Origin of the sequence: Caballeronia humi (genome assembly GCF_001544475.1) — a bacterium.
GTDB classification, from domain to species: domain Bacteria; phylum Pseudomonadota; class Gammaproteobacteria; order Burkholderiales; family Burkholderiaceae; genus Caballeronia; species Caballeronia humi.
In genome coordinates, this window is the sequence record NZ_FCNW02000013.1 from 25361 (window position 1) to 39193 (window position 13833).

Here is a 13833-nt window from a genome sequence, read left to right on the forward strand (position 1 = left end):
TACCCTAATCTTCGAGGTCCCACCATGTATCTGCTCAGCCGCCTTTTCCTGTTCCTGACGAAGTCCCCCGACCAGCGCGATCGTGAACGCGACGACGCTTACCTGGCCGAAGCCACCGACATCTACGATCTCGAATATCGTATGAAGAAGATGGATCGCCGTGGTTCGAAGCGTCATCCGTCGTGGCTCGCTCAGTAAGAGCGGGGCGCCGTACGAGGCGCAGCGCGCAACAACAGCGCGCACGTAGCAAACACAAATGCCGGCTTCCCAGCCGGCATTTGCTTTTCGACGCCCGGGTTTTGCTCGGGCGTTGATGCTTCAGGCGAGGTTCACGCGCACGTCGACGTTGCCGCGCGTCGCGTTCGAGTACGGGCAGACCTGGTGCGCTGCATCAACGAGTTGTTGAGCTTCGCCAGCGGGCAGGCCGGGCAGCGCGACGCGCAATTCGATGTCGAGCTTGAAGCCGCCGTTGTCGTTCGGGCCGACGCCGACGTCAGCGGTGACGGTCGTATCGGCGGGGATGGTGCGCTTTTGCTGGCCAGCGACGAACTTCATCGCGCTCAGGAAACATGCCGAATAGCCGGCGGCGAACAGTTGTTCCGGATTCGTGCCCGGTGCGCCCGTGCCGCCGAGTTCCTTCGGCGCGCTCAGTTTTACGTCGAGTTGCTGATCCGACGATACCGCCCGGCCGTCGCGGCCGCCGTTGCTCGTTGCCGTTGCCTTGTAGAGGATGCTCATTTGAATTCTCCTGGGTGTTGAGTTGTGAAGCGCCAACCACGAGCGAAATATATCGCGCTAATCATTAGTGTGCAAATTAAATTATCATGATCGACGCGTTTGATTTCGTCTATCAGGCGCCGATGTACTCGTTCAGCGATGCGCGCAGTTGTACCAACGAATCGCGCAGCTTGATCAGCCGGTCGCCATCGCTGCCGGCCGCGCAGTAGATTTCGCCGGGAATCGCGCGCGCTAACTGCTTCAACACACGGCCGGTGTCGGTCAGGCGGATATGAACCTGCCGCTCGTCCTCGACACCGCGCAGTCGTTCAACGTAACCCTGCGCCTCGAGACGCTTGAGGAGCGGCGTCATCGTCGCGGAATCGAGGCTCAGTCGCGCGGCGATTTCCTTGACGGTGAGGTCGTCGCTTTCCCACAAGACGAGCATTGCGAGGTACTGCGGATAAGTCAGCCCGAGGTTTTCGAGCAGCGGCTTGTACGCCTTCGTCATCGCGAGCGATGTCGAATAGAGCGCGAAACAGAGTTGCTGATCGAGTTCGAGCGGAAAATTCTGCGGCGTGTTCATGAAGGAAGCCCAAAGCGCGAGTGGCTGATAGCGCTAGTGTACGGAATTCCTTCGCGCACGAACGAAACCAATCGCGGAAATGAAAACGGGCGCCACGAGGCGCCCGGAACCCAGCATTCGACCGGGTCAGACGCCCGGGGTCGCGGACGGAATATCCGGTGTATCGGGCGATTGCACGCCGAAGCAGCCGCGATAGGTGGCGTAGAACGAGCAGTAGAGCGCGGTCGTGACGAGAATCGATGCGGGCATCAGCACCGCGAGCGCTACTTCCTGCCCCGCGCCGAGCGCCTGCATCAGCGCGGTCAGCCCGAACGACACCGTGATCGCAATCGCGATCCACAACACGCCGTAGAAGATGAACGCGCCGCGATTGCGCCAGCAGCCGACGAAGCTGAAAAACAGCGCTTTCGCGGGCGGCACGTCGTGCCACGCGACGAGGATCGGCGCGAACCAGAAGAGCATCGCGACGGGTAAATAGCCCACCATCGCGACGAGCACGGCGAGCGGGCTGAAACTGGCCGCGACGGTTTCCGGGTCGCCGGTCGGGCCGCTGCCGAGCATCATCGAGAGCAGGATGCCGCCGTCGACGAGCGCCGACAGCGCGAAAATCGCTCCCATCGCCACGACGTACAGCGCGCCAAGCACCAGCAGCCGCCGCGAAACGACGCTGCCGTAGGAGCGAAAGCCGTCGACAAGGACGGTCGGCCAGACGGGCTTGCCCGCGATCGTGTTGCGGCACGCGGCCATGAAACCGACGGCGACGCCCGGAATCAGCACGAGCGGCAGGAACGGACCGATCAGCGGAATGCGCGAAATCAGCGTCATGATGAACAGATATGCGAAGAACACCGTGAGAAACGCAAGCGGATTGCGTCGGAACAGCCAGATTCCCTGGCGGAACCACACGTAACCGGTTTTGGCGGGGACTTCGATCAGTTGCATAAATTGGCTTACCGGGTGGCGGAAGGAGCAGCGGCTTTGACGCGCTCGCGCAGAATGCGTTCGAAATGGCCCGGGTCGTGTGGCTTAAGCATTTCTGCCTCACGCGGACGGTGGAAGTCGTACAGGCGCGACACCCAGAAGCGCATCGCGCCGGCGCGCAGCATGTCGTTCCAGTGGCGCTCTTCGGCCGGCGTGAACGGCCGCACCGTCTGATAGGCGCGCAGCATCGCGTCGACGCGCGCGCGGTCGAGCACGCCCGTCTCGAGGTCGATGCACCAGTCGTTCACGCAGACGGCGACGTCGAAGAGCCACTTGTCGACGCCAGCGAAATAGAAGTCGAAGAAGCCGCCAAGGCGCGCGTGGTCCGCCGTGTGCGAGAAGAGCACGTTGTCGCGGAAGAGGTCGCAGTGGCACGGGCCTTCGGGCAGGGACGCGTAATCGGCCGAGCCGAAGAACGCTGACTGATGCGCGAGTTCGTCTTCGATCAGCGTGCGCTGGCTGTCGGCGAGGAAGGGCAGGATGGCTGGGACGTTCTCCTGCCACCATGCGAGGCTGCGCAGGTTGTGCTGATGCTGCCCGAAGTCGCGCCCGGCGAGATGAAGGCGCGCGAGCATCTGGCCGACTTCGATGCAGTGCGCGGGCGTCGGCGCGAGTTCGGGCGCGCCTTCGAGCTTCGTCACGATGGTCGCGGGTTTGCCGTTGAGTTCGGCGAAGAGCGAGCCGTCACGGCGCGGCATCGGATCGGGAACCGGCACGCGATGCGACGCGAGATGCCGCATCAGGTCGAGATAGAACGGCAGTTGCTCGGCCGTGAGCTTCTCGAAGATCGTGAGGACGTACTGGCCGTGCGTCGTGGTCAGAAAGAAGTTGCTGTTTTCGATGCCCGACTGGATGCCGCGAAATTCGACGACGTCGCCGAGATCGTAGTTTTGCAGCCAGTCTTCGAGCTGGGAAGCGGTGACAGGAGTGAATACGGCCATGCGGGAGCGTCGGTCGGGTTGGACGGCTGGTGCGTTTGGAACGCAGCCAGTCAGGCGGCGCCGCGCGACATGCGCGCGGCGGCCCTAAGCGGGAATCAGCGTAGCGCGCGCGACGATCAGTAGCGCAAATTCACCGACGGCAGGCGCGTGCTCGCCTTGCCGTTGTCGCGCACGGCGGGCGACGTGTCGGCTGGGGCGCTCATCTGATAGCGCGTGCCGAAGTTCGACTGCACGTTGATCTCGACGGGCTTGCCCTTGTCGCGATACTCGGTGATTTCCGTGCCGTTCGTGCTGAGTTCGTGATAGCTCGGCAGACGCGGCGGCGAAATCTCGACCTTCGAGCTCGCCGTTGCGGGCGGGCGGTTGATGGCCTTCAGGTCCGGCAGGCCGGCAGCTTCTTCTGGCGACATCTTTTGCGCCGGTGGGGGCTGGTCCGCCGCGCTCGACGGCTGCGCAATCGCGCCCATGCTGCCGGCGGCGAGGACTGCCGCGACGGCGGCGAAAAGAAGCGGCTTCATGATGATTCTCCAAATATGTGGCCGGATTCTAGCAAACCGCACCCGCCACAGGGCCGTGCAAAGCCTTATTTTGCGCCGCTTTTGCGGAATTCGATGTCGCGTCATAAAGGTGTTGCGGCGCGCACGCAGCGAGCATGGGCTTCATGGTTCTGGCGTTCTTCCGTGGTAATGTCGATTCATCACAAGAGCGCGCAAGATCATGACAAACGACCGGACTCAGAGCACCCAGGCCACACCCGCCAACGATTTCCCGACGGAATCCTTCGACGATCCGGGCGCCGCCGTCTCGCGCGTCAACGCGATTTATGAAGCGAATACCGCGTTCCTGCGCGATGCCTTCGCGCGTTATCGCCGCAATGAGCACTTCACCCATCGCGTGCGCGCGTGCTATCCGTTCGTGCGCGTGCGCACCGAGCTCAACACGCAGATCGACTCGCGCCGCTCGTATGGATTCGTCGCGGGGCCCGGCATCTTCGAGACGACGCTCACGCGTCCCGATCTCTTCGGCGACTACTATCGCGAGCAGTTGCGGCTTCTGGCGAAGAACCATCACGTCGGCATCGAAGTGGGCGTTTCGGCGCAACCGATCCCAATTCACTTCGCGTTCGCCGAGGGTATCCACCTTGAAGGCGATCTGGATCGCGACCGGCTGCTCGCGATGCGCAATATCTTCGATACACCGGATCTCGCGCTGCTCGACGATCGCATCGTCAACGGCACCTACGAGCCGGCCGCCGGCGAGCCGCATCCGCTGGCGCTTTTCACGGCGGCGCGCGTGGATTTCTCGCTGCATCGGCTGCGGCATTACACCGCCACGCTTCCGACGCATTTCCAGAACTACGTGCTCTACACGAACTACCAGTTCTATATCGACGAGTTCGTGAAGCTCGGCCGCACGATCATGTCGCGCGCCGACGATGAAGAAACGCGCGCGTATCGCAGCGAGTATTCGTCGTTCGTCGAGCCCGGCGACGTGATCACCTACAACGCGAACCTGAGCGAACAGTTCGAGGACGAAGGCACGCAGCCCGCGCGCCTGCCGCAAATGCCTGCGTATCACCTGAAACGTGCCGATGGCAGCGGCATCACGATGGTGAACATCGGCGTCGGGCCATCGAATGCGAAGACGATCACCGATCACATCGCCGTGCTGCGCCCGCACGCGTGGATCATGCTCGGGCACTGCGCGGGGCTGCGCAACACGCAGCGTCTCGGCGACTACGTGCTTGCACACGGCTACGTGCGCGAAGACCACGTGCTCGATGCCGATCTACCGCTCTGGGTGCCGATTCCGGCGCTGGCCGAAGTGCAGGTCGCGCTGGAAAAAGCGGTCGCGCAGGTGACGCAGCTTGAAGGCGTCGAATTGAAGCGCGTGATGCGTACGGGAACGGTGGCGAGCGTCGACAACCGCAACTGGGAATTGCGCGATCATCGCGAGCCAGTGCAGCGGTTGTCGCAAAGCCGTGCCATTGCGCTCGACATGGAAAGCGCGACCATCGCCGCGAACGGATTTCGCTTTCGCGTTCCGTACGGCACGCTCTTGTGCGTCTCCGACAAGCCGCTGCACGGCGAACTGAAGCTGCCCGGCATGGCCGACCAGTTCTATCGCGCGCAAGTCGATCAGCATTTGCAGATCGGCGTGAAGGCGATGGAGCTCTTGCGCATGAACGGGCTCTCGAAGCTCCACAGCCGCAAGCTGCGCAGCTTCGCGGAAGTCGCGTTCCAGTAAGTCGGCGAGGAGAATCCGGCCCGAAACGAAAACGGGCGGCTTCGAAAAGCCGCCCGCATCGCGTTATCAGAGGTAGAACATCCGGTCTTCGTCGGACTTGCCTTCGGCCGGCTGTTCGCCCGCGTCCTCGCGGTCTTCGTAGAACTTCAGCACCGCTTCGAGCACCTGGTCCGGATCGTCGATCACCTGCATCAGGTTCAGGTCCTTATCGCCGATCACACCGTTCGTGAGGAGCGTGGTCTTGAACCAGTCGAGCAGCCCCGCCCAGAACTCCGCGCCCACCAGAACGATCGGCACGTGGCGCGACTTCTTCGTCTGAATGAGCGTGAGCACTTCGGCGAGTTCGTCGAGCGTGCCGAATCCGCCGGGCATCACCACGACTGCATCCGAATTCTTCACGAACGTGACCTTGCGCGTGAAGAAGTGCCGGAAGCGCAGCGAGATGTCCTGCCACTGGTTGCCCGACTGCTCGTGCGGCAGTTCGATGTTCAGCCCGACCGACGGAGACTTGCCCGCGTGCGCGCCTTTATTGGCCGCTTCCATGATGCCGGGGCCACCGCCTGAGATGACGGCGAAGCCCGCATCGGAGAATCTCTGGGCGATCTCGATCGTGAGTTTGTAGTAAGGCGACTCGGGTTTCAGACGCGCCGAACCATAGATGCTGATGGCCGGGCGGATCTCCGAGAGGTACTCGGTCGCCTCGATAAACTCTGCCATAATCGTGAACATCTGCCACGATGCGCGAGCCTTCTTGGCCGTCGCGCGCTCTTGATCTGCGAGCGATCGCAGACTCGGAATCACTTTTCTCTTGTTCATAATGCCTGAAGAACTAAGTCTTGAAGGTAAGACCCTGCTATTGGTCGACGGATCCAGCTATCTCTACCGTGCTTATCACGCGATGCCGGATTTACGCGGACCCGATGGCGGGCCGACGGGCGCGCTGTATGGGATGATCAACATGCTGCGCCGCTTGCGGCGCGAGATCAATGCAGAGTATAGCGCGTGCGTATTCGACGCCAAAGGCAAGACGTTTCGCGACGACTGGTATGCGGACTACAAGGCCAACCGGCCATCGATGCCCGACGATCTCTCGCGTCAGATCGAGCCCATTCACGTGACCGTGCGCGCGCTTGGCTGGCCGCTCGTCATGATCGAGGGAGTGGAAGCGGATGACGTCATCGGTACGCTGGCCGTCGCTGCCGAGACGCGCGGCATGAAGGTGATCGTGTCGACGGGCGACAAGGATTTGGCACAGCTCGTGACTGATCATGTCACCCTCATCAATACGATGACGAACGAGACGCTCGATCGTGCCGGCGTGCTGGGGAAGTTCGGCGTGCCGCCGGAGCGGATCGTCGATTACCTGTCGCTCATCGGCGATACGGTCGACAACGTGCCGGGCGTCGAGAAGTGCGGGCCCAAGACGGCATTGAAATGGCTCACGCAATACGACACCCTCGATGGCATCGTCGCACATGCAGCGGAGATCAAAGGTGCGGTAGGAGACAATCTGCGCAAGGCTCTCGACTTCCTGCCGATGGCGAAAAAACTCGTCACCGTCGATACGCAATGCGACCTGAGCTCGCAAATCGAATCGATCGAAGGCACATTGCCGAGCCGTCCCGAAGCGCGTGACGAACTGCGCGATCTCTTCACGCGTCACGGGTTCAAGACGTGGCTGCGCGAAGTCGAAATCGCAGACGCGGTCGAAGGCCCGACCGATACGCCGCCCGCCGAAGCCACCGAGATCGAGCATCACTACGACACGGTGCAGACGTGGGAGCAGTTCGACGCGTGGCTTGCGAAAATCAACGCGGCCGAACTCACGTCGTTCGATACGGAGACGACGGCGCTCGATCCGATGGTGGCGCAACTGGTGGGCTTGTCGGTGTCGGTCCAGCCGGGGCATGCGGCTTATATTCCGGTCGCGCATCGCGGGCCGGATGCGCCCGAGCAGTTGCCACGCGACGAAGTTCTGCAAAAGCTCAAGCCGTGGCTCGAAGACGCATCGAAGAAGAAGGTCGGCCAGCATCTGAAGTACGACGAGCAGGTGCTCGCCAACTACGGCATCGAACTAAAAGGCGTCGAGCACGATACGTTGCTGCAGTCGTATGTCTTGGAGTCGCATCGGCCGCACGACATGGACAACCTCGCGCTGCGTCATCTCGGCGTCAAAACGATCAAGTATGAAGAGGTGGCGGGAAAGGGCGCATCGCAGATCGGCTTCGATGAAGTCGCGCTCGACAAGGCCGCCGAGTACGCCGCCGAAGACGCGGACATCACGCTGCGATTGCATCAGGCGCTCTATCCGCAAGTCGCGGATGAAGACGGCTTGCTGCGCGTCTATCGCGACATCGAACTGCCGACGGCGCGCGTGTTGCGCAAGATGGAGCGCAACGGCGTGCTGATCGATCGCGACGAATTGCAGAAGCAAAGCAGCGAGATCGCAACGCGCCTGATCCAGCTCGAAGGCGAGGCGTATGAACTCGCGGGCGGCGAATTCAATCTCGGCTCGCCGAAGCAGATCGGGCAGATTTTCTTTGAGAAGCTGCAATTGCCGGTGGTCAAGAAAACACCGAGCGGCGCGCCATCGACCGATGAAGAAGTGCTTCAGAAGCTCGCCGAGGACTATCCGCTGCCGAAAATCTTGCTCGAACATCGCGGCTTGTCGAAGCTCAAGTCGACGTACACCGACAAGCTGCCGCGCATGGTCAACGCATCGACGGGACGCGTGCACACGAACTATGCGCAGGCGGTCGCGGTGACGGGGCGTTTGTCGTCGAACGAGCCGAACTTGCAGAACATCCCGGTGCGCACGGGTGAAGGGCGGCGCATTCGCGAAGCATTCATCGCGCCGCCGGGCAGCAGGATCGTATCGGCGGATTACTCGCAAATCGAGTTGCGCATCATGGCGCACATCTCCGGCGACGCATCGCTGATGCGCTCGTTCGCCGAAGGCGAGGACGTGCATCGCGCGACCGCGTCTGAGATTTTCAGCGTCACGCCGATCGAAGTATCGAGCGACCAGCGGCGCATCGCGAAGGTCATCAACTTCGGGCTGATCTACGGCATGAGTTCGTTCGGCCTTGCGTCGAACCTCGGCATTACGCGCGATGCCGCGAAGCTTTACATCGACCGCTATTTCGCGCGCTATCCGGGCGTCGCGGCATACATGGAAAACACGCGCACGAGTGCGAAGCGCGATGGCTTTGTCGAGACCGTGTTTGGCCGTCGTTTGTGGTTGCCCGAGATCAACGGCGGGAGCGGACCGCGCCGTCAGGCCGCCGAGCGCGCCGCAATCAACGCGCCGATGCAAGGCACCGCAGCCGACCTCATCAAGCTCTCGATGATCGCGGTGCAGGACTGGATCGAGGCTTCGGACGTCAACGCGAGGATGATCATGCAGGTCCACGATGAGCTCGTGCTCGAAGTGCCGGAGGAAGAATTATCGGAAGTGCGCAAGCGTCTGCCAGAACTGATGTGCGGCGTGGCGTCGCTGAAGGTGCCGCTCGTGGCTGAAGTCGGCGCGGGGGCGAACTGGGAAGAAGCACACTGATTTTTCATGAGCCGCATGTCGCGCATGCGGAACACGGGCTTGTGAGCGGATGGGAAGGGCGCGCACAATGCCTGTCGAGGCGAGCAGGAAGCCAATGTCCGAAGAATCGACGAGTTCAAGTAACGGCACAGGGAGAGTTCAATGCATCGCTTCATCATCGTAGGCGGCGGGGCCGGAGGGCTTGAACTGGCGACGCGTCTCGGCGACCGCTACGGTTCGACCGATCCCAAGAAGACGCCGCACGCGCAGGTCACGCTGATCGACCGCAACCCGACGCACATCTGGAAGCCGCTCCTGCACGAAGTCGCGGCGGGCAGCATGGACCCGTTCACGCAGGAACTTGAATACGCCGCGCAGGCGCTCTGGCACGGCTTCGAGTTCGCGCAGGGCGAATTGATCGGCCTCGACCGGGCCGCGAAGCGCGTCACGATCGGCCCGCTTCTCGACGACGAAGCGGGCGAGCTGATTCCGCAACGCGAATTCGACTACGACACGCTCGTCATCTCCATCGGCAGCACGACACATTTCTTCGGCGTCGCGGGCGCGCAGGAAAATTCGATCGCGCTCGATACCGTCGGCCAGGCCGAGCTGTTTCGCAAGCGCCTGATCGCCGCGTGCATGCGCGCGGAGCATCGCGCGCCGGACCCGGTGATCGAAGGGCAGCCGGAGCAGCCGCGCATTCAGGTGGCGATCGTCGGGGCGGGCGCGACGGGCGTCGAATTGTCGGCGGAATTGCGCAACACGGCGCAGGTGCTCTCGGCCTACGGGTTGCACAAGCTCGATCCGAAGCACGACATCGGCATCGCGCTGATCGAAGCCGGGCCGCGCATTCTGCCGGCGCTGCAGGAACGTGTATCGACGGCGACCGCCGAGTTGCTCAACAAGGTCGGCGTCAGGCTGATGACGGGCGAGACGGTGGCCGAAGTGTCGCGCGATTCGATCCGCACGGCGAGCGGCAAGATCATTCGCGCCGACCTGACCGTGTGGGCGGCCGGCATCAAGGCGCCGCCGGTGCTGGCGAACCTCGACGGCCTGCCGACCAACCGGCTCGGCCAGCTCGTCGTACGGCGCACGCTGCAAACCGAAATCGACGACAACATCTTCGCCATCGGCGATTGCGCCGCGTGCGCGTGGCCGGGCAACGAGCGCAACGTGCCGCCGCGCGCGCAGGCCGCGCACCAGCAGGCGAGCTTCCTGATGAAGTCGCTCGCGCGCCGGCTCGAAGGCAAGGCGCTGCCGGAATACACGTATCGCGACTTTGGTTCGCTCGTGTCGCTCGGGCATTACAGCGCGGTCGGCAACCTGATGGGCGGGCTGATCGGCGGGAACATGCTGATCGAAGGGCTCTTCGCGCGCTTCATGTACATGTCGCTGTACCGGCTGCACATCGCCGCGCTGCACGGCTATCCGCGCATGGTGCTCGATACCTTCGCGCACTGGCTGCGGCGCTCCACCGCGCCGCGCGTCAAGCTGCACTGAGGTTTGGCACCCCTGCAGGCACGCGCGAAAGCTGTTTAGAATGAGCGGCGCGCCTTCTGGCGCGCAGTTCGAAGACGCGGCTTGCGAGGTTGAGCCGCGCTCTTTCCGCAGTGCAGCGCCGCGCGTGGCGAGGCTTGTGATTCACGACGCGCGGTCTCCGAATCAGCGTCGCCCGGCGCGCCTACGCGCAGCCGACGGCCCTTGGCGGCCTTTGCCGCAGGAGCTTCGCATGCTTAAGCCTGAAGTCGACAGCCTCGTCCCGCACGTCCCGTTCGACCGCCGCAGCTTCATCAAAGCCACGATCGGCACCGGCTTCGCCGCCGCCGTGCTGCCCGTCTCGGCGCAAACCATCACCACCGACACCGAAGGGCTGGAGGCCGGCGCGATCGGCATCCGCGCCGCCGACGGCACGCTCGTGCCCGCATATCGCGCGCAGCCGAAGGGCAAAACGAAGCTGCCGGTCATCATCGTCGTGCATGAGATTTTCGGCGTGCACGAACATATCGCCGATGTCTGCCGCCGCTTCGCCAAGCTCGGCTATCTGGCGATCGCTCCGGAGTTCTTCATCCGGCAGGGCGACCCGGCGTCTGTCCCGTCGATTCAGCAGATCAACGACCAGATTGCGTCGAAGGTGCCGGACTCGCAAGTGCTGTCCGATGTCGACGCGGCCGTCGTCTGGGCAGGCGAGCATGGCGGCGATGTGAACAAGCTCGGCATTACCGGATTTTGCTGGGGCGGGCGGATCGCGTGGCTCTATGCCGAGCACAATCCCGCGCGTGAAGGCGGCCGTCGCGTGGTACGGGCAGCTCACAGGCCCGAAGACCGCCAACAAGCCGAGCTTCCCGATCGACAACGCGGCGCAATTGAAGGTGCCGGTGCTCGGTCTGTACGGACGTCAGGACCAGAGCATCCCGCAGGACACGATCGAGGCGATGAAGCAGGCGATCGCGAACGGTCCGCCGAGCGCGCGCGGCTCGCAATTCGTCGTGTACGACGATGCGCCGCACGCGTTCTTCGCTGACTATCGCCCGAGCTACCGGAAGGCGGATGCCGAGGACGGCTGGCGCCGTGCCCTCGCCTGGTTCAAGGAGCACGGCGTGAAGTAACGCAGGGGCGATCTCAGGCCGCCGGGCCCGTCGCCACGGGTCGCGACGGGTTCGCGCTCCATTCGCTCCACGACCCCGGATAGAGCGCTGCGCCGTGCAGGCCGGCGATTTCCATCGCGAGGGCGTTGTGGCAGGCCGTCACGCCCGACCCGCATTGCAGCACGACGCGATCCGGCGGCGTCGCGCCGAGCAGCGCGCCGTAGGCGTCGCGCAGTTCGTGGGCGGTCTTGAAGCGGCCCTCGGCGTTCAGGTTGTCCTTGAAGAAATGATTCATCGCGCCCGGAATGTGCCCGCCGACCCGGTCGATCGTTTCGTTCTCGCCGCGATAGCGGTCGTTGGCGCGCGCGTCGATCAGGACGTGATCGCGTGTCGTCAGATTGCGCTCGACCGCCTGGACATCGACGGTCACGGCAAGTGGCGCCGCTGCTTTGAAATTCCCGGGCGTCTTCGCGGGCGCGCCGGCTTCAAGCGGCTTGCCGGCGGCTTTCCACGCCTGCAGGCCGCCGTCGAGGAGCGCCGCTGAATCGTGGCCGAGCCAGCGCAAGAGCCACCAGAGCCGCGCGGCGTACATGCCGCCCTGCGCGTCGTAGGCGACGACCTGCTGGCCGTCGTTCAGCCCGAAAGCCGCGAGCGTCGCGACAAGTGCCGCGCGATCCGGTAGCGGATGCCGGCCGTTCGTGCCGTTCTTCGTGCCCGACAAATCGCGATCCAGATGCAGGTAATGCGCGCCTGGCAGATGGCCCGCCGTGTAGTCGGCTTCGCCGGATTCGGGCGCGGCGAGGTCGAAGCGGCAATCGAAGATGAGCACGCTGCCAGGTGCGGCGTCGAGCCGGTCTGCCAGGTTGGCGGCGGAAATGAGCGTGGTGTAGCGGGTGTGCGGCATGGCGGCTCCTGATGCGCCCGATGCGCCCGATGTGCCCGATGTCTCGATAGGCGGGAAGGGCTTGGGCTTTCGAGTAGTGGATTGACTAAGTCTAAACAAAAAAAGACGGGCTCAACGCCCGTCTTTTCATCGACCCGTGCCGCTCAGATCTCGCCTAACTGATGCCGCAGGAACTCGTGAAAGTGCTGCATCCCTGACTCCATCGGACTCTGATACGGCCCGACCTGCGATTCCCCGCGCGACATCAGCGCTCGCCGCCCGGCGTCCATGCGCTCGGCGATTTCATCGTCCTCGCGCGCGGTTTCCATATAGGCGGCGCGCTCGGCCTCGATGAACTCGCGCTCGAACAGCGCAATTTCCTCCGGGTAATAGAACTCGACGATGTTCGTCGTTTTCTGCGCACCGTGCGGAATCAGCCACGAGACCACGAGCACGTGCGGATACCACTCGATCATCAGGCCCGGGTAATACACCATCCAGATCGCGCCGAATTCCGGCGGCGTGCCGTTACGGAACTTGAGCACCTGGTCGTGCCATTTCCGGTACGTCGGGCTGCCCGGCTTTTCGAGATTCTTGTGCACGCCGACCGTCTGGACGCTGTACCAGTCGCCGAATTCCCAGGTCAGGTCGTCGCACGAGACGAAGCTGCCGAGGCCCGGATGGAAAGGCGCGACGTGATAATCCTCCAGATACACCTCGATGAAGGACTTCCAGTTGTAGTTGCACTCATGCACCTCGACGTGATCGAACATGAAGCCCGAGAAGTCGAAGTGTTTCGCCGTACCGAGGCGCGCGAGATCCGCCGCGACGTTGCGGCCTTGCGATTCGAAGAGCAGGCCCTGCCAGTTCTGCAGCGGCGTGGCGCCAAGATTCAGGCACGGGTTGTCGGCAAAATGTGGCGCGCCGAGCAACTGGCCGTTCAGATCATAGGTCCAGCGATGCAGAGGACAGACGATGTTGTCCGCCTGGCCGCGGCCGTTGAGCATGATCGCCTGCCGATGGCGGCAGACGTTCGACAGCAATTCGATCTGCGATTGCTGGTTGCGCACGAGCACGCGCCCTTCGCCTTCACCCGGAAGCGCGAAATAGCTTCCTGCCTCGGGCACCATGAGTTCGTGCCCGACGTAGCGAGGACCCTGCTTGAAAAGTGTGTCGATTTCGCGCGTAAGAAGCGCTTCGTCAAAGTAAGCCGTGACTGGCAGCTGGCTGTGGACAGCCTTCAGCTGCAATGCATTGCTCAGATTGGACATTCCCACTCCCGATGAAAACGTGAAAGCAGTGAACAACCCAACCATCGAAAATTCGATTTAGGGAGCCGGCGATTATACCAAAAACAC

Annotated in this window: 12 protein-coding genes and 1 pseudogene; 5 read left to right on the top strand and 8 right to left on the bottom strand. The window is 63.1% G+C overall.

Annotation, left to right across the window (positions count from 1 at the left end):
* Positions 1-24 precede the first annotated feature (24 nt).
* Positions 25-198, top strand: a complete 174-nt coding sequence (locus tag AWB65_RS14540; RefSeq protein WP_087667826.1) for a DUF3563 family protein — start codon at positions 25-27, stop codon at positions 196-198.
* 120 nt (positions 199-318) lie between these two features.
* Here the strand turns inward: AWB65_RS14540 and AWB65_RS14545 are convergent, their stop codons facing one another.
* The 5 genes from AWB65_RS14545 to AWB65_RS14565 all read right to left on the bottom strand — a co-directional run bounded on the left by AWB65_RS14545 (position 319) and on the right by AWB65_RS14565 (position 3743).
* Positions 319-738: an organic hydroperoxide resistance protein gene (locus AWB65_RS14545; RefSeq protein ID WP_087667827.1), complete on the bottom strand. Its 420-nt coding sequence runs from the start codon at positions 736-738 to the stop codon at positions 319-321.
* 112 nt (positions 739-850) lie between these two features.
* Positions 851-1303 (bottom strand): MarR family winged helix-turn-helix transcriptional regulator, encoded by a 453-nt coding sequence (locus tag AWB65_RS14550; protein ID WP_087667828.1) that lies wholly within the window; start codon positions 1301-1303, stop codon positions 851-853.
* A 126-nt stretch (positions 1304-1429) separates the two neighbouring features.
* Positions 1430-2245 carry a BPSS1780 family membrane protein gene (locus AWB65_RS14555; protein WP_087667829.1) on the bottom strand — a complete coding sequence of 272 codons (816 nt, stop codon included), beginning with the start codon at positions 2243-2245 and terminating at the stop codon, positions 1430-1432.
* A gap of 8 nt (positions 2246-2253) precedes the next feature.
* Entirely contained in the window at positions 2254-3225 is a 972-nt protein-coding gene (locus AWB65_RS14560) for a homoserine kinase (RefSeq protein ID WP_087667830.1), read from the bottom strand.
* Positions 3226-3341: 116 nt separating this feature from the next.
* The gene (locus tag AWB65_RS14565; RefSeq protein WP_087667831.1) at positions 3342-3743 is read right to left on the bottom strand and encodes a hypothetical protein; all 402 of its coding nucleotides are present in this window, start codon (positions 3741-3743) and stop codon (positions 3342-3344) included.
* A 199-nt stretch (positions 3744-3942) separates the two neighbouring features.
* Here AWB65_RS14565 and AWB65_RS14570 point away from each other — a divergent pair, with 199 nt between their 5' ends.
* The gene (locus tag AWB65_RS14570; RefSeq protein ID WP_087657433.1) at positions 3943-5472 is read left to right on the top strand and encodes an AMP nucleosidase; all 1530 of its coding nucleotides are present in this window, start codon (positions 3943-3945) and stop codon (positions 5470-5472) included.
* 66 nt (positions 5473-5538) lie between these two features.
* Here the strand turns inward: AWB65_RS14570 and AWB65_RS14575 are convergent, their stop codons facing one another.
* Complete coding sequence (locus AWB65_RS14575) at positions 5539-6288, bottom strand: LOG family protein (protein ID WP_087667832.1); 750 nt, start codon at positions 6286-6288, stop codon at positions 5539-5541.
* Position 6289: 1 nt separating this feature from the next.
* Between AWB65_RS14575 and polA the strand changes: the two genes are divergently transcribed.
* The 3 genes and pseudogenes from polA to AWB65_RS14590 all read left to right on the top strand — a co-directional run bounded on the left by polA (position 6290) and on the right by AWB65_RS14590 (position 11613).
* Positions 6290-9028 carry a DNA polymerase I gene (polA, locus tag AWB65_RS14580; RefSeq protein WP_087667833.1) on the top strand — a complete coding sequence of 913 codons (2739 nt, stop codon included), beginning with the start codon at positions 6290-6292 and terminating at the stop codon, positions 9026-9028.
* A gap of 141 nt (positions 9029-9169) precedes the next feature.
* The gene (locus AWB65_RS14585; RefSeq protein WP_087667834.1) at positions 9170-10507 is read left to right on the top strand and encodes an NAD(P)/FAD-dependent oxidoreductase; all 1338 of its coding nucleotides are present in this window, start codon (positions 9170-9172) and stop codon (positions 10505-10507) included.
* Positions 10508-10736: 229 nt separating this feature from the next.
* Positions 10737-11613: pseudogene (locus tag AWB65_RS14590) on the top strand (dienelactone hydrolase family protein).
* Positions 11614-11626: 13 nt separating this feature from the next.
* Here the strand turns inward: AWB65_RS14590 and AWB65_RS14595 are convergent.
* Positions 11627-12496, bottom strand: a complete 870-nt coding sequence (locus tag AWB65_RS14595) for a sulfurtransferase (protein ID WP_087667835.1) — start codon at positions 12494-12496, stop codon at positions 11627-11629.
* 143 nt (positions 12497-12639) lie between these two features.
* A complete protein-coding gene (locus AWB65_RS14600) occupies positions 12640-13746 on the bottom strand; it encodes an aromatic ring-hydroxylating oxygenase subunit alpha (protein WP_087667836.1) in 1107 nt (368 codons plus the stop codon).
* Positions 13747-13833 lie beyond the last annotated feature (87 nt).

Bases quoted from the DNA above. Each gene is read 5' to 3' on its own strand.
- AWB65_RS14560 (WP_087667830.1), bottom strand. From the start codon at position 3,225: ATGGCCGTATTCACTCCTGTCACCGCTTCCCAGCTCGAAGACTGGCTG.
- AWB65_RS14595 (WP_087667835.1), bottom strand. From the start codon at position 12,496: ATGCCGCACACCCGCTACACCACGCTCATTTCCGCCGCCAACCTGGCA.
- polA (WP_087667833.1), top strand. From the start codon at position 6,290: ATGCCTGAAGAACTAAGTCTTGAAGGTAAGACCCTGCTATTGGTCGAC.
- AWB65_RS14550 (WP_087667828.1), bottom strand. From the start codon at position 1,303: ATGAACACGCCGCAGAATTTTCCGCTCGAACTCGATCAGCAACTCTGT.
- AWB65_RS14585 (WP_087667834.1), top strand. From the start codon at position 9,170: ATGCATCGCTTCATCATCGTAGGCGGCGGGGCCGGAGGGCTTGAACTG.
- AWB65_RS14570 (WP_087657433.1), top strand. From the start codon at position 3,943: ATGACAAACGACCGGACTCAGAGCACCCAGGCCACACCCGCCAACGAT.
- AWB65_RS14545 (WP_087667827.1), bottom strand. From the start codon at position 738: ATGAGCATCCTCTACAAGGCAACGGCAACGAGCAACGGCGGCCGCGAC.
- AWB65_RS14600 (WP_087667836.1), bottom strand. From the start codon at position 13,746: ATGTCCAATCTGAGCAATGCATTGCAGCTGAAGGCTGTCCACAGCCAG.
- AWB65_RS14575 (WP_087667832.1), bottom strand. From the start codon at position 6,288: ATGAACAAGAGAAAAGTGATTCCGAGTCTGCGATCGCTCGCAGATCAA.
- AWB65_RS14540 (WP_087667826.1), top strand. From the start codon at position 25: ATGTATCTGCTCAGCCGCCTTTTCCTGTTCCTGACGAAGTCCCCCGAC.
- AWB65_RS14555 (WP_087667829.1), bottom strand. From the start codon at position 2,245: ATGCAACTGATCGAAGTCCCCGCCAAAACCGGTTACGTGTGGTTCCGC.
- AWB65_RS14565 (WP_087667831.1), bottom strand. From the start codon at position 3,743: ATGAAGCCGCTTCTTTTCGCCGCCGTCGCGGCAGTCCTCGCCGCCGGC.